Here is a 15211-nt window from a genome sequence, read left to right as displayed (position 1 = left end):
GACGCGACCCTGAAGCCGGCATGGGGATGTCGAAAGTAGCTGGCGATGGGGAGCCTCGTTTTTCACAAGAATTTGTGTTGCGAAAACTCGTGTGACAAGACTGCTCGTTGAGAAGAAAAAGCTGGATCTGTCTATCCGTAACTGGCATATTGGTTGGATTCAGCTTCGCTGAACTTGTGCTTTCTGCACTGGTTTTGCGGACGTGTAAATGCGACTTAAAATCTCACGCCTCTCTCCCCGCCGTTTTATCTCTACGGTTTCCCCACCTTTCCGGAGCGTTTCGATGTCGACTGCCATGCCCACCCAGACCAGCGGACAGTCCGTGCCCGTTGAATTCACTCAGCTTTTCATTGACGGCGAGTGGCGAGACTCGGTCAGCGGAAAAACTTTTGCGACCGTTAATCCAGCCACTGAGCAGGAGATCACTCAGGTTGCCGAGGGCGACAAAGCTGATATCGATCTGGCCGTCGCCGCCGCTCGAAGGGCATTTGAATCGGGCCCTTGGGCGACCATGGATGCGCGAGATCGCGGTCGCTTGATGTTTAAGTTGGCCGATGTCTTGGAAGAGCGTCTCGAAGAACTTGCCATGTTAGAAACGCTCGACAATGGCAAACCGATCTCCGAATCGACAACGGCGGACCTGCCGTTGGCCATTGATGCGATTCGTTACTACGCCGGTTATGCGGACAAGATTCAAGGCGAAACGATTCCGATCCGTGGCAATTACCTGTGCTACACGCGAAAGGAACCGATCGGCGTCGTTGGCCAAATCATCCCTTGGAACTTTCCGATGCTGATGACGGCGTGGAAGTGGGGGCCCGCTTTAGCGGCTGGTTGCACGATTGTGATGAAGCCCGCCGAACAAACGCCGCTGACGTGTTTGGCAATGGCGGCGATCGCCAAGGAAGTCGGTTTCCCCGACGGTGTGATCAACGTAGTTCCGGGATTCGGACCGACCGCGGGTGGTGCTTTGGTGGATCACCCTGGCGTTGATAAGATCGCGTTTACAGGCGAGCACCGGACCGCCCAAATCATCATGCGAAACTCAGCCGAATCGCTCAAGCGGCTAACGTTTGAGCTAGGCGGCAAAAGTCCTAACGTCGTGTTCGCAGACGCGGATCTCGATGCAGCAGTCCAAGGCGCGTTCGTAGGTCTGTTCTTGAATCAGGGGCAATGTTGTTGCGCTGGTAGCCGTGTGTTTGTCGAAGAATCGATTCAGGACGAGTTTGTTGAAAAGCTAACGGCATTGACCCAAAGTCGCCGCGTGGGTGATCCGTTCAACAAGCGAACTCAACAAGGACCGCAGATCGACCAAGCCCAGTTCGACAAGATCATGGGCTACATCGATAAGGGCAACGAGCAGGGTGCAAAGTGTGTTAGCGGTGGTAAGCGAGCACACGAAACCGGCTACTTCATCGAGCCGACCGTGTTCACGGGCGTCAGTGACGACATGGCGATCGCCCGCGACGAAATCTTCGGGCCGGTGATGAGCGTGTTATCGTTCAGTCAAGAGGACGAGATGATGCGGCGAGCCAACGACACCATGTTTGGTTTGGCTGCCGCCGTCTGGACCCGCGACATCCACAAAGCCCACCGCTTCGCCGCTGGCGTGCGAGCCGGAACCGTGTGGGTGAATTGCTACGACGTCTTTGATGCCGCCGCCCCGTTCGGCGGATTTAAAATGAGCGGCCAAGGTCGCGAGCTAGGTACCGAAGGCCTGAAACCGTACTTGGAAAACAAGACCGTCACCGTCGCAATGTAAGCGGCAAATTGCTTAGAGTGCCCCACCGGACGGTTCACCGTTCGGTGATGTGCCAGCCTTGTGCCAATGCACCAGTTCCGAGGTGCGATCAACCGATTTCATCAATCCGCATAGTTGGATTGGAAGTGCCAGTGTGATACCGAACGGCTTGCGTCGTTCCGTTTGGCGGTGCGGCTAGGCTAGAGGAGGTTCTGGGCTATTCGGTGAGCGGCAGTGGGGTGGCGCTCAATTGGCAGGCGTAGTCGCGGAGTTCGGATGCGGAGATGCCGGCTTCGGAGCGATCAAGGATGACCCACGGGCGAACCTTGCAGATCACGCCTTTTTCCAGGAAATCGCCAAACAAACGCAGCGTCAAGCGATCGCCACTGGATTGGTCGGACGTGTAGGGTGCGTCGTTGGGGCCGACCAGGACTGAAACGGTGCCAGCATTGCCAGTCAGTTTCAAACACGACGCGGTCACGTCGCCAAGTTCACTGACGTCGTGGATTACCGATTGATGCGTTGTCCCACCGATCGCCTTCAATAGCAGCGTTGGGTGGCTGTCGAGCAACGACGTTTGGATCGAAAAGGTTGGCTCGAGAACCAACCGCGTGCCGGTCGCTTCGACAATGCGAAGGGACAGGCGTAGTGAGAATTCGCTGGAGACTTGAGGATAATAGATCTTCCACTCGTCGCCGCGAACATAACGTTCGGCGGCGACCGGCAAATCCAGCGTGCCTTCTTTGACGGCGCTGCCGCCAAATACGGAAACATGTAGTAGACCATCCGGGTCGCCCAACGAGATACCGTCGGTGCCTCCGCCAGCGCGGCACACCCAGTTATGCCCGTCGGCGACGCAATGGCCGACTAGCAATTCACTGTCGTTAACGGCTTCTTGTTCAGAGGGGGCCTGGACGGTCCACATAAGCTAGTTTCCTGCGTACTCAGCACCAAAGAATTCTTTACTTCCCGCGACATCCGCTTTGATTGTACGGGAACCTTCTTGCCAGTTCGCTGGGCAGACTTCGCCATTCTTTTCGAAGTACTGCAGAGCTTGAACCATGCGAAGGGCTTCATCAACGCTGCGTCCCAGTGGAAGGTCGTTGACGACTTGATGACGAACCACGCCATCTTGGTCGATCAAGAACAGTCCTCGCAGGGCAACGCCACCGTCGAGCAACACGTCGTAGTCACGTGAGATTTGCTTGTTCATGTCGGCAACCAACGGGTAGGCAGTCTTGCCGATACCGCCTTCGCTGCGTGGAGTGTTGGTCCATGCCAGGTGGGTGAAGTGGCTGTCGACCGACACACCGATGATGTTCACGCCGAGCGCTTCGAAGTCTTTGGCGCGATCGCTGAATGCGATGATTTCGGTTGGGCATACGAACGTGAAGTCCAGTGGCCAGAAGAACAACAGGACGTACTTGCCCTTGTAGTCTGAAAGCGAAAAGTCAGCCTTGAAGGTGCCGTCGGGCATGACAGCGGTAGCGGTGAAGTCGGGGGCTTGCTGGGTTACCAGAACGCTCATCTTGTTTCTCGATCGAGTCTTGTAAAACGGGAGGTGAAAGGACGACGGTTCGAATCAGTCGGCCAGGTTACTATCGAAGACCTGGACCGATGCCCAGGTCGCCTTGTTTGCTTCGATGAATTCCAAATGGCGCGGGGCCGTTTGGTAGGCGTCGTGCGACGCTTGGTCGGCGAATACGGTGTGCAGTGCGACGTCGTAATCGGCGTTGACCGGGCGAGTGTATTTGGGCTCGCGGCGTCCGACTGCGAAATCGATCAGACCGTCGTGGCCGGTCAGGAATTCTTGGCAGGCGGCAACAAGTGCGTCTACGGAAGCCTCGTCGCGTTCGTTGAGGGTGAAGAATACTTGGTGGGCTAGTCGAGGCATCGGTTGTCAGTTCGGTGAGGAAGTGGAGCGTATCGCTGGAACTACAGTGCTGATTTGCAGGCCGTCAGTTTAGCGACTTGGTGATCCCGGCCCAACCGGTCGCCGAGGCGTGTACAAACAGCAATCCTGGGGGCAGACATCGTGCCAAGGCCCAAGATCGCCCAAAGCCGCTCGATCGGTGGTCAACCCAAGGCGTTCTTTGACCAGATCGGTGATCATGCTGACGAATCGTGGGTGCGTTCCTGCGGAAGCCGCCCTGGCCATCCGGATGCCTCGTTCCTTGCAGAGGTCCGCGGCCTCTTCGTCGAGGTCGAACATGACTTCCATGTGATCACTGACGAATCCAATAGGCAAAATGACCAGTGAATCCAGCTTGTTTTGGTCGTCTGTCTCGGCGATCCAGTCCAGCACATCCGGTTCCAACCAAGGTTGACTCGGTGGGCCACTGCGACTTTGGAACACTAGGTCGTACTTCGACGCGCCCGCCATTTCAGCGACCAAGCGACACGATTCACGAAGCTGCTTTTCGTAATCGCAATTGTCAGCCATGCCCATCGGTATGCTGTGGGCGGTGAAAAGGACATGGGTGTCGCCGACTGACTTGTCAATCGATTGAGCGGCTTGCTGGACATTGTCGGCCATGGCGCCGATGAAGCCGGGATGATTGAAGCCCATTCGCACCTTGTCGACGATCGGTGCGTCCTCGCCAACTTCCTCGCGTGCTGCGATGATGTTTTCGCGATACTGCCGGCAACCGCTGTAGCTGCTAAACGTGCTGGTGAAAAACGCCAGCGTTCGCTGGCAACCATCGGCTTTCATCTGTGCCAGCGTTTCGGCGAAATAGGGCGTCCAGTTGCGGTTGCCCCAGTAGACCGGGAGCTCGATCCCTTCCTTGGAAAAATCTTGTTTGATCGCGGCCATCAAGTCGCGGTTGTGTTGATTGATGGGGCTGACGCCGCCGAAGTGTTTGTAGTGTTCAGCAACCTCCATCATTCGTTCCCGTGGCACGTTCTTGCCCCGAAGTACGTTTTCTAGAAACGGCATCACGTCAGCCGGCCCTTCCGGACCACCGAAGGAGACGAGCAAGAAAGAGTCGTAGGGGGGCAAGTCAGTCATGATGTGGGGCGACTTGAATTGGCGAGCAGAGATGAAGGGTGTTCAGTGAGAAAGATAGCGAGTTGGCAACCGAGGTCTCATGCTGGTGGGCGAGTGAGTTGCTCCTGTGCAATCGTCCGCCGAACGGTTCGACTGGGGTTAGACGCAAAATCAGTGCGTGAGCTTTGCCGACTTGCTGGCGTCCATCGGCACGAACTCGACGATGCGTTCCGAGCCGTTGGTCTTCAATGGCGGGCCGTGTTGGCTACCGAAAACGCTGGATCGCTAAGTGCAAATCGAGCGAACTTTATCGAATCAAGACGAGCCAACTACAGGAGCCACCGCGAATTAGCGAAAGCGTTAAACGATGGCTTCGCTGGCTGATTAAAGCGGTTCGCCATGGACGTCGTCGTCGGCCAGATCTGCTTCGGTAATAATCCGGAAGCCTTTCTCGTCGAGTGTCTTCATCGCCATGTCGATGCCTTCGACCATGATGGCGACCGCGGCTTTCCCGTGAGGTCGAACGATGAGGGGATACGCCTGGATGATGTTGAGTTCAGCTTGAAGCAACGCTGTGCAGACGCGAAGCAGCGGCTGAGGACCTTCGGGCAGCTCGACGCCAATCAAGTCGGTTTCGATGATCGCTAGACCCGACCGCTCTAGAATTTCGCGACCACGATCAGCGTCACTGATCAAAAATCGCACAAACGCACATTCGGCCGCATCGTTGATCGACAACGCCACAATTCGGATGCCAGTGCCCTCGAATCGGCGAACGACTTCAAGAAGTTGACCGACGCGGTTCTCCAAGAAGATGGTGAACTGGCGAATTGCAGGGAATTCACGCCCCCGGATCGTCTCGAAAGGGGTTTCCACGTCGGAGCCAAAACTCATACGTCCGTTCTCATGCTATGGGCGACTGATTGAATCATGGCGGGAGTGTACCGCTGCCGGGAATTTCTCGCAAACTGCCGTCCACTGGGTCCTAAACCCGTCCATTCGCGTGAACCCTACGACCGAAACGGTCCCCCTAAGGTAACTGCAGATTGGAACAATTGCGGACCTGGCTAGCTGCAGACCACCCTAATCGGGACTGACCTGATTTGCCGTTCGAGGCATCCGGCTAATTGGCGGGCGTCACTACTGAGGTTGTGGTCACACGCAAGTGATCGATGTCGATCCAAGTCGGCGTCTCAGGGCGATACAACATGAAGCTGACGAACTTAACCCGGCTCAGATCCAGCTTTCGCGTGTCAGGGCCGTTGACGATCTCATCGCGGGTGACAACCAGGTGATGCGTCTCGCCGGGCGTCAGCATGAATCGTTTGCGGCAAACGTCTTCGTGATAGTCTGCGTGCCCATGATCGATGACTTTCACATAGAGCTCACCGACGCCGGGGTAGTCGTCGGCAAGGGTCACGTCGACCTCGAATGTTTGCGAATCGGACCAGTCTGCAACCGTTTCAAGTAACGTGGCTGCTGGATGTTCGGTTGCCATCACAGTCCAACGCATTGCATGGTTACCGTCAGTGACGTGTTCGGCAACGATTTCGCCACGGCAATCATCAAAGTGCCAGCGGGTGAGTTCCCAATCTCGCTCGAAGGAACTGATCGACGGATAAGCACGGTGCACCGACCAAACATCCCAGATGATACGCAGCGGTCTTGTCAACGCGATGGCCACCAGCCCGATTGCGACCATCGCTGTCAGTCCACTGAGCCAGCGTCGCCGAGGATGGTAGCGGTAATTCAAAACGGTGATGCACAACATCGCCGCGGCTAAGATCCCGAGACCGTTGGCGACCACGTCATGAGAAGCTGCTTTACGTCCGGTCAGCATTTGAGCGAATTCGACCAGAATGCCTGTTATGAAGACGCACAACGTGACCAGTGCGATTCGCCCTAACCAGGTGCGGCCGAAGCGATCCAGTGGCGAGACCCGATGCCACAACAGGAGCACGGCGATGAAGATCCCGCCGAACATAGGTGCGTGGGCGAGGTCACCGATCGCTGAGCCGATACGGCTTTTCAACGGCAACGGAACCAGCAACAGGAACGCTGCAAAAGAAAAACCGGCCAAAGCCATCCAGGCGATCGAAGAACCGACGTCGTTGCGGCCGGCCGGATCATGTTCGGCGGTTTCGTTCGCCTGAAGTTCAGGTATTCCTGATCCACCCGCTGCGGACTCGCGCAATGACGCCCCTTGCTTTGCAGAGTCACGCCCTGAAGAGTGCGGCGAGTCGGAATCGTTCGATGTCGGACGAGAAGATGGCACAGAGGTTTCAACGAAGAGGCAAGCGAAAACGGCCCATCAGCTCAAAATTGGCTGACCGGCCGCGTAGCATAATGCACATCGCTGGATTTTACCCGCCCCGTGTTACCTCACCGAATCACTATCGTCGCAGGTTCAGCAATTCGTCAATCAGTTGCTGGGCAGTCGTGATCACACGGCTGTTCCCTCGGTACTGGGTACTGGCCAGAACCAATTCGACCAAGTCATTCCCGATGTCCGTGTTGGAAAGTTCCAACGCACCACCGATCACGGTTCCGATTCCATTTTCGCCTGGCTGTCCGGTGACGGGAAGGCCCGTGTTGACGCCTTCGGCATAAAGGTTCAAACCACGAGCTTCGAGACCTTCGGGGTTGGCGAATCGAGCAAGCTGAAGCTGCCCCAGGTCACGCGAGATACCGTTACTGAACACACCACGGATCGTGCCGTCTTCACCAACGATAAAGCTGTTCAAGACCCCTGGCTCGCTACCGTCTTGTTGGGTCGCCGCCAAAGTTGCTTCTTCGGTTGCCAAACCCGACACGAGCGAGAAGTCCATGTCGAATTGCATCGGCGTCACACTGGGAACGCCAAGTCGATTGATCGAAATGGTGTCGTTGGTCGACGTGACGAAATTACCGTTGCCGTCGAACTGGATCAGTCCGGTTCCGACAGCGATGTCTTCGTTGCCCGGCACGGAGTTGTCGGGGCTATCAGCGTACCAACGGTAAATCGTGGCTTCATCGGTGCGGCTTTCCAGTGTCGCGGTAACGCGAACATTGATCGGAACACCCAACGAGTCATAGACCACGAAGTCAGTCGCCGCACTTTGTCCAACGGCTTCTTGTTTGGTACCGAACGCGAGGTTCGGTGTCGTGATACCACCGGCTTCGTCTTCCAATCGGAATGAAGCCAGGTCGATATCGACCGCGTTGTCTTCGCCGTTGTTTGAAACGATTCGGATCTTACCGTCGACGATGTAAGCACCGGGTTTCAGGTCGGCGGTTTCGCCGGGGATGTTGTTTTCCGAGTCGGGAATCGGGTTGGTCGAGTCGACTTGGAATGTCTGGATACCGGAAGCGTCGGAGATGAAATCCAAGAGGTCTTGAACGGTTGACGTTTCAGTGATTTCGAGTTCTTTGGTGCCCAACGTTCGGTCACCTTTGCTGCCGGTGTACGACAGTGTTCCTTCCTTGAAAATGTTCTCGTAAGTAAGGCCATCACGACGCAGCACGCTGGTCAGCAACGTGTTGCTGTTGACCGAAGGGCCGTCCATTTCCAGCAGTTTGTTGGACGTGTCGGTCAGGTCCGAAATCTCGGCATCGGAGCGAGAGTCCGTATAGGTTTCGCCTGGGGAAATGGTGTCGACCAAGTAGTAGTTGTTTTGGTCACCGGCTAGGTTGCGATAGATGCGGATTTCATCATAGGAAGGAAAACTATCGCCTGCACCGGGAGTTGGCGGTGTAGGAAAGTCATCCAGTGTGATGCGTCCATCGACCACGCTTCGAGGACCAATGAACTCGCTCGGCCGGCTTTCTGGATCACCATTGCTGTAATAGGTGATCATGTAGGTGTAGTTACCGGTCAGGTTTTCGTCGTTGAGTTCGGTCGACGACAAAGCGACCGCGCCCGTATCGGTGTACGATCCACCTGAAGCGGCGGAATCGAGCAAGAAGAAGTCGGACCCGCCGGGGTTGGTTCGGTAAATGTTTAGCGTGGGATACGTGCCGCCGGTTGAGTCGATCGGCAAGTTGTTCAGCGTCACGCTTCCGTTCGGTCCGACCGATGCCGATATCTCGTTGGACGCGGGTGCTTCATTGCCGCTGGCATCGACCAATGCGACACGGTATTCGTACGCACCGGCGCTCAATGTTCCTGCGGTGCCGACGGTGACCGTGGTCCCGGTGACATCGGATTGAGGCGACGAGATGATTGTCGCTCCGGACGCGTCGGGCCGTGGTACCTCGTTGTCGCCCAACTGCAAGCTTTCGATAACCTGAGCGGCGGATGCGATCTCACCTTCAGGTGTCAGCGTGCCTTCGAAGGAAACGTTTTCCGTCGCCTTCGCAACCGTCTTGGTTCCCAGTGGGATCGTCAACGGAGTTAGCTGTGACGATTGCAGTTGGAAATTATCGTCGACACCGTAGCCCAGCAAGCGTTGGCCGGTAGCGTTAACCAGTTCCGCTGCACTGTTCAGCTTAAAGATACCGTTCCGGGTATACAGCGTTTCGCCGTTGTTGGCTTCGACCTGGAAGAAGCCTTCCCCTTGGATTGCCAAGTCGCTGCTCGAGCTGCTGATCTCGATCGTGCCCTGGTTGTGGTTGGCGGCAATTTCAGCGACCTGGACTCCCAGACCAATTTGACGAGGGTTGGTACCCCCGTTGTTGGCCGAGGGGCTCGCACCGAGCGACAGGGTTTGCAAAAACTGAGTTGCAAAAACTACGTCGGACGACTTAAAGCCGACCGTTTGAGAGTTGGCGAGGTTGTTACCGATGACGTCGATTTGCGTTTCGGCCGCGGACAGTCCTGTCAGTGCGGTCGTGAGTGCGGATTGCAAACCCATTTGCGTCGTTCCTAGTATTCAGTGGATCGGGGGGGAATCCAATCAGCTGAGCGGGACGATGCCAGGGTTCTATCTAACCGGCACAGTCTACTCAGTCTGAATTTGACGGATGTTCTCTACATTCATCGTCTTCCCACCTACATGAACTTTGACCGAACGGACATCATTTTCACCATTCGTTTCAACCGTCACGCGATCGACGACTCCATCGACGTTCGATTGGTCGTCGGCAAGGCCTTGAACGTTCTTTCCGATCAAACCGCTGGCGGTCACCAGTTGCTGGTTATTGGAAAGATTGGTCAGTGTGCCGGTCAGTTCGTCGGTTGCACCGATTTCTCGAATTTGGCCGATTTGAGCAACCATTTCCGAGTTGTCCATTGGGTTCAGCGGGTCTTGGTTTTGCAGTTCCTGGACAAGCAAGGCTAGAAAATCATCGGTGCCGAGGGAGTTGTAGCCCTCGTTGGTACCGGAACCTGAAAGCTGGCCGGATCGCTCGGACGACGTGAAATCGGCTGCGGCGGCAGTACTAGACGTCTGGCTGACGGACGACATAAGGGCGTTCCTGTATCGACGATGAAGGGGCGCATTTTGGATGAATGCGTATTAATGAATGGGATAGCATGATTCGGTCGCAAACTGCGATACCGAATTCGCTGTCCCAAATAGCGATGGACGTAGGTTGAGCGAAGTTCGAATGACGGCCGGCCATGCGAGACGTCGTTTGTGAAACCCGACGGGGATCAAGTCACTGCGTCGGATGCCGTTTTTCGTTCGCGGCCGGCGTTCGATCGGGGACGCCAACGTGATAGCGATGGCATGTTGTGCAGCGGTCGCCGGCGGCGGATGACGTGTGACAACTGGCGCAGTTCTGTTTGGTGATGGGGTCGAAATCGCTGGAGCGGAAGTTGTCGCTTGGGTCTTCCAAAGGCTCTGGCAGTTCGGGCTTGGCCAACACGCTATCGAAGAGCCCGAATGATTCACCGAAGGTGGGTTCGAACGCAGCCACGTTAATGTCGTCGTGGTTATTTTGCGGCGACGAGTCGGTCGGGCCAGTCAATTGATGGCAATGCTGGCAATCTTGTAGACCTTGGATATCCAAGTGCGGCCGATGCGTGAACTTGGTCAAGCGATCTCGGAGTGTGTCAGTCGGTGACGCGTTCCAGCGTTCGGCTTGGTGACATTCTCGGCAAGACGCGACGGTTGCTTCTCCGCCGAGATCCATGTCAAGCTCGCTGGCAATTTCCATTAATGTGCGGATCACTGCATCGCTGTGTCCAGTGCCCCGATAACGCACTGACATCGTTAAGTCGTCGCGGTACCATCCGCCTAAAGCTTGAGTTCGAGATGCATCGAAACGAGATTGCAGATCGCGTTTCCAGTCATCCGACGTGCCGGCATTTGCTTCGTTGTTGTCGGGCTGCGCTGGCAGCGCTAGCGGATCGGGCTCAAGAGACCAATCGGTCAACAAGTTATCATCGCCGAATGCCACCAGTTGAGTAGGCGGTCGAGACGTTCCCCGTTCGCTAAACCGATCAGCGGGCTTGGTAGAATCCGTGCCGAACCACTGCGCAACGGCGTCACGCAACAATTGTGGTTGAAAGGATCGAGCTAACGTGGCGGCGGCGGCTTCGCCGGCTCCGGCTTGACGGGCAAGTTGCTCGAGATGTGACTGCCCTTCCAGGGATAGATCAATCGCAAGTTTGCGAATCGCCTTCCCAATCGCGACGGCTTGCTGTTGTTTCGCGGGCGAATCCCAGTCCACCAGTCCCAGCGAGTCCATGCCGTCAAGGTTCAATTCGGGAGATTGACCAGCTAGTAGCAACCGCATCCACGCGGAGAGTTCGCCATCCGGCGAGCCGGTGGCGTCTTCGGGCCAACCGTTGATTTCAACCGCGACTTCGCGCGGCAGAGTTGGCAACGAGATCAATGCGGGTCCTGATGCGATTTGAACTCGCAGGGTTTCGTCGTGGCATGAAATGCAGGCAACTTCAAAGGGAAGCGTGCTGACGATTGGGTCGCTCAACGCGATTGGCGAAGACATGTCGACGGCGTGGCAAGACCGGCAATCGAACTGGGCTTGGCCAGAATCGCCACGTGCTTCCGCTTCCTTGGGGAAGTGCACGTTGGCATGCTTTGCGTGATCGAACGCGATCGTTCGTGTGGATTGCGGCGGATAATCTTCGAACGGCGGGTGCGTCGTTGCGAACGAACCGAACTGACGGGTGTGGCAGGTTTGGCAACGTTGGTCGGTCACGTCGCTGAGGTTAGCCATGGCACCATGGTGTTCCTGGTGGCAAACATTGCACGCCACGTCGTCTTGCGATATCGCTGCGTTCGGGATCAACCAAGAAGCAAGTTGATCCGCATCGCTAATGTTCGTCGAAACTGTTCGGACCGCATTCGGTTCATTGGGCGTTCGGTGCAGACGCTGGGTTAACCATTGTCGATCGTCAGCAGAAAGATTGTGTGCGGAGCGGGCGAGCGAAGGTGCGATACGACGATGGTGACAAGCGACGCACTTATCCGTCATCGTGAGCGTTTCGCCGCTGGGGTTTCCCAGAGCGTCGAGCTGCAAACCAGTCATTGACGTGTTCGCGTGGCCGGATTCACGGATTGCGGACCAACCGTTTGCCGTCACGTTTGCGTGACAGGTAGCACAGCGATCCTGCGTTAGCGTGCCTTCCAGAATTTGGGCATGCGGCGTAGCAAGCGGTCCGGGCTTGACGACATGTGGCGCGAGCGTCGTGCCGAAAACGACAATCAAGCCGATGGTAAACGCCAACAAAACGCCGACGAACAACGGCCGACGTCGAGACGGGCGGATCAGCCGAGGTGGCGGTTCGAGTTGTACGGAGACACGCTTCATGATTCAACGAACCGCATTGCGAGTAGTCCATGCGTGAGGGCAATCACGATCAACGCAACAGATCCCGTGGCATGCGCGATCACCCACGCTCGAAGGCGAAACTGCAGTGCGTATTGATAGTCCAGATCGTCACGCATACGTACTAAACCTGACAATTTCCCGGTCGTCGTTTGCCCTTCATCATCGAGGTAACGGTTCAGTTCTTGCAGTCCGGCCATCATTCGTCGCCGACGTACCGAAGTCGGTATCAACATGTATCGCCACGATGGTGCTCGGGTCAGATAACGACGCAAATACAGCGCATCGAATTCGCCCAACACGCGGATCGAAGCTGGCGTCGTCAGGGCGTCGAGTTCGGCTTGAGCGGCGTCCGCAATTTGTTGGCGTCGCCATGGGATCTGATCGAACCGAATCTGTTCGCCCACGTTGGTTAGCTGCGTTGGCAATCGTCGACTTGCGAATAGTCCGTAAATCCCAGAACCGCTGACGGCCCAAAACAGGATCGCCAAGGTGGCTTCGAAGTATCCGCTCGGGATTAACCGGCCGCTTAGAATCGCTGGCACATGCAGCAGGAACATGCCCACCGCGAAGAGCCCGGTGTAGATATGGATTTGAGTCCACGTGCTCATCGTTCCCAACGGCAAAATGGGAATGCGACGACGCACGCCGATCAACATCAGCACGACCAGGCATCCCATCAACGTCCAGCCTGTCATCACACCACGGTGCAATAACGCCGCATCCATTTGGGCTGCGATAGCCGACGCGATCGTCAGAGCAACCAACACGGAAACTGAAGCAACCAGCCGTCGCCGTCGGAACGAATAACGCCGTCCGCCGCCAGTGATTCGTTCTATCCAGTGTGTCGCTAGTGTGGAAAGAGCCGATGTCGGTTTCGCCGCCACGGTTTGCCGACGCTCAACTGCGCTACTCATGTTCGTCTCCGAAGCCAGTCATCTAGCGGCGGTGATTCGCTCAAATCAATTCGCACCAAAGCATCATGCGGGCACGCGGCGGCGCAAGCGGGACCGCTCGGCACGCTGGTGCAAAGGTCGCACTTGGTTGCTTTCATGATCGGGCTGCCGCTTTTCTCGTCCATGTAGGGGCGGCCCTTCTTGTCTTGGATCGAAACCATTTCGATGTTGCTGTAGGGGCATCCCTTGGCACACACTCCGCATCCGATGCAGATGTTTTCCGATACGTTAACCAGGCCGGTTGTTTCGTTCCGGTGCAACGCGCCGGTGGGGCAACCGATCATGCAAACCGGGTCGGTGCAGTGCATGCACGCCTGGACAAATTGCAATCGCTCGTGGTGGTTACCGATGCGTGCGAAACGCGGGTTCCCGTCGTGTACGTCGGCACAAGCCTTGACGCATTGATCGCAACGCGTGCAGCGATGCAGGTCAATGATCATCGCGTGCTGGCCATTGTTGTAGCGGTTCTGCACGATGAACTCGAGCAAACCGGTCGGCTCGAATGACGTGCCAGTTGACGTGGGCAGTTCGTGCCAGGTTTGCGACGAATCACTGGACACGTTGACGATCGGCAGACCGCCACTTGGCTCGCGCGAGTCGCGGGTGGAAGTGCGGCGTTCGCGAGGCTCGTCCTTCATCATCGCGGGCGACATTGCCGCGGCGGCCGAACCGGGCAGTTCCGAACGGCGAATGTGGGGCAGGACTTCGCGAGCAAAGCACTCCACCGGAATATGCAGCGTGTCGAGGAAGCCGACCGCGCGAAGCGAATGCTGCAGTGGTTTGCTGCCACCGCCGGTCACGCTTAATGTGGTTTCTTCCAGTCCGAAGACGTGGCCTTTTCCGAGGTAAGCCGTCGTTCGTTGAGCCGCACCGTAGCTTTGGCAAACTCGGCCGAACCCACTGCGAACGACGATCAGATCGGTGACCTGATGTCCCTCGGTGGCCACGATGGGCTCCGATTCAATTTGTTCGCTTGGTGATAGCTTGCGAGTCTTGCTGTAGTCGGCGTTCCATTGCAAGCGACCGAAGGAACGCAGTTCGGTTTGATCGATGATGTTCTGCATGTTCGATTCGGGCACGAACCGAAGCAGCGGGATTTCGCGGAGGTGAACGCCAAGCCAATGGGTGCGGTAGTGTTCGTCCATGCGGCGAGCGAACTCAATGTCCCGCTGCAGCATCTTCAGGCCTTGCAGCCGAATTTCGAGAAGCGTGGCATTGTCACCCGCCATAACGGTCGCACCATGCGGACCACGCAGCATCGTGGCGACCTCGCCGAACATTTCGCCGGCGACCAGTTTGGCGGTTTGACCGGCGCGAACGATTCCGGCGAAGTCTTGCAGGAAGAGCGTTGGGACGCTGCTGTTGGAATCCGAATCGTTCGCGCCGCCGCTATGAGTGCCCTGGCGATCTTGCATCACCACATCGGGCGTCACGTCTTCGGGGTCACGAGCTTCGGTAAATCCGGATGGACGCAGCAGTTGCCAAATCGCACGCGGCCAACTTTGCTTCTTTACTTCACGCCGGCCGAGCACGTCGGGCGGGACCGGGCGGGTTACCAATTCCGCATGCCCGTCGAGCACCAGGAAAGCGCTATTGGCGTAGTCGCCTTCACGCACAATCACTTGCCCCGGTGAAAACCGATGTAAACGGCAATCGTTTTTAAGCACGCCATCCAACGGAATCGAACGGGGGAACGCTGATGCGTCCAGGCCCGCAAACGGCATCCGTTGCATCAACCAATCCACGTCCGCATCCGTCATCAGCGGGTCGAGCGGCTCGGCCCAACGGCGTGGACGCTGCACAGCGACA

General features: G+C 56.8%; 12 protein-coding genes. 1 reads left to right on the top strand and 11 read right to left on the bottom strand.

Annotated features, from left to right (window positions below):
- The first annotated feature begins 283 nt into the window (after positions 1-283).
- Entirely contained in the window at positions 284-1762 is a 1479-nt protein-coding gene (locus tag ACR3ZL_RS16705; protein WP_486172793.1) for an aldehyde dehydrogenase family protein, read from the top strand.
- 196 nt (positions 1763-1958) lie between these two features.
- Here the strand turns inward: ACR3ZL_RS16705 and ACR3ZL_RS16700 are convergent, their stop codons facing one another.
- From ACR3ZL_RS16700 to ACR3ZL_RS16650, 11 genes are all read right to left on the bottom strand, one after another.
- Entirely contained in the window at positions 1959-2666 is a 708-nt protein-coding gene (locus ACR3ZL_RS16700) for a hypothetical protein (protein ID WP_473651982.1), read from the bottom strand.
- Between the two features lie 3 nt (positions 2667-2669).
- A complete protein-coding gene (locus ACR3ZL_RS16695; RefSeq protein WP_473651983.1) occupies positions 2670-3269 on the bottom strand; it encodes a peroxiredoxin in 600 nt (199 codons plus the stop codon).
- Positions 3270-3323: 54 nt separating this feature from the next.
- A complete protein-coding gene (locus tag ACR3ZL_RS16690) occupies positions 3324-3635 on the bottom strand; it encodes a Dabb family protein (protein ID WP_473651984.1) in 312 nt (103 codons plus the stop codon).
- Positions 3636-3704: 69 nt separating this feature from the next.
- Positions 3705-4751, bottom strand: coding sequence for a ferrochelatase (locus ACR3ZL_RS16685; protein WP_473651985.1), 1047 nt, complete (start codon positions 4749-4751; stop codon positions 3705-3707).
- 363 nt (positions 4752-5114) lie between these two features.
- The gene (locus ACR3ZL_RS16680; protein ID WP_473651986.1) at positions 5115-5624 is read right to left on the bottom strand and encodes an acetolactate synthase; all 510 of its coding nucleotides are present in this window, start codon (positions 5622-5624) and stop codon (positions 5115-5117) included.
- A 229-nt stretch (positions 5625-5853) separates the two neighbouring features.
- Positions 5854-7005 (bottom strand): hypothetical protein, encoded by a 1152-nt coding sequence (locus ACR3ZL_RS16675; protein WP_473651987.1) that lies wholly within the window; start codon positions 7003-7005, stop codon positions 5854-5856.
- A gap of 118 nt (positions 7006-7123) precedes the next feature.
- Positions 7124-9562, bottom strand: a complete 2439-nt coding sequence (locus ACR3ZL_RS16670; protein WP_473651988.1) for a flagellar hook-basal body complex protein — start codon at positions 9560-9562, stop codon at positions 7124-7126.
- Positions 9563-9649: 87 nt separating this feature from the next.
- The gene (locus ACR3ZL_RS16665) at positions 9650-10114 is read right to left on the bottom strand and encodes a flagellar hook capping FlgD N-terminal domain-containing protein (RefSeq protein ID WP_473651989.1); all 465 of its coding nucleotides are present in this window, start codon (positions 10112-10114) and stop codon (positions 9650-9652) included.
- A 193-nt stretch (positions 10115-10307) separates the two neighbouring features.
- Positions 10308-12428: a hypothetical protein gene (locus tag ACR3ZL_RS16660; RefSeq protein ID WP_473651990.1), complete on the bottom strand. Its 2121-nt coding sequence runs from the start codon at positions 12426-12428 to the stop codon at positions 10308-10310.
- A complete protein-coding gene (locus tag ACR3ZL_RS16655) occupies positions 12425-13363 on the bottom strand; it encodes a hypothetical protein (RefSeq protein WP_473651991.1) in 939 nt (312 codons plus the stop codon). The genes ACR3ZL_RS16660 and ACR3ZL_RS16655 overlap by 4 nt, the downstream gene beginning before the upstream one ends.
- Positions 13360-15162 carry a 4Fe-4S dicluster domain-containing protein gene (locus tag ACR3ZL_RS16650; RefSeq protein WP_473653541.1) on the bottom strand — a complete coding sequence of 601 codons (1803 nt, stop codon included), beginning with the start codon at positions 15160-15162 and terminating at the stop codon, positions 13360-13362. The genes ACR3ZL_RS16655 and ACR3ZL_RS16650 overlap by 4 nt, the downstream gene beginning before the upstream one ends.
- Positions 15163-15211 lie beyond the last annotated feature (49 nt).

Source organism: Rhodopirellula sp. J20-39, assembly GCF_057365095.1.
The sequence above is the reverse complement of the archived record's forward strand: the minus strand, read 5'-3'. Positions and strand labels throughout refer to the sequence as shown.

Coding starts and splice junctions, on each gene's coding strand:
- ACR3ZL_RS16705 (WP_486172793.1), top strand. CDS start 284: ATGTCGACTGCCATGCCCACCCAGACCAGCGGACAGTCCGTGCCCGTT.
- ACR3ZL_RS16700 (WP_473651982.1), bottom strand. CDS start 2,666: ATGTGGACCGTCCAGGCCCCCTCTGAACAAGAAGCCGTTAACGACAGT.
- ACR3ZL_RS16695 (WP_473651983.1), bottom strand. CDS start 3,269: ATGAGCGTTCTGGTAACCCAGCAAGCCCCCGACTTCACCGCTACCGCT.
- ACR3ZL_RS16690 (WP_473651984.1), bottom strand. CDS start 3,635: ATGCCTCGACTAGCCCACCAAGTATTCTTCACCCTCAACGAACGCGAC.
- ACR3ZL_RS16685 (WP_473651985.1), bottom strand. CDS start 4,751: ATGACTGACTTGCCCCCCTACGACTCTTTCTTGCTCGTCTCCTTCGGT.
- ACR3ZL_RS16680 (WP_473651986.1), bottom strand. CDS start 5,624: ATGAGTTTTGGCTCCGACGTGGAAACCCCTTTCGAGACGATCCGGGGG.
- ACR3ZL_RS16670 (WP_473651988.1), bottom strand. CDS start 9,562: ATGGGTTTGCAATCCGCACTCACGACCGCACTGACAGGACTGTCCGCG.
- ACR3ZL_RS16665 (WP_473651989.1), bottom strand. CDS start 10,114: ATGTCGTCCGTCAGCCAGACGTCTAGTACTGCCGCCGCAGCCGATTTC.
- ACR3ZL_RS16660 (WP_473651990.1), bottom strand. CDS start 12,428: ATGAAGCGTGTCTCCGTACAACTCGAACCGCCACCTCGGCTGATCCGC.
- ACR3ZL_RS16655 (WP_473651991.1), bottom strand. CDS start 13,363: ATGAGTAGCGCAGTTGAGCGTCGGCAAACCGTGGCGGCGAAACCGACA.
- ACR3ZL_RS16650 (WP_473653541.1), bottom strand. CDS start 15,162: ATGACGGATGCGGACGTGGATTGGTTGATGCAACGGATGCCGTTTGCG.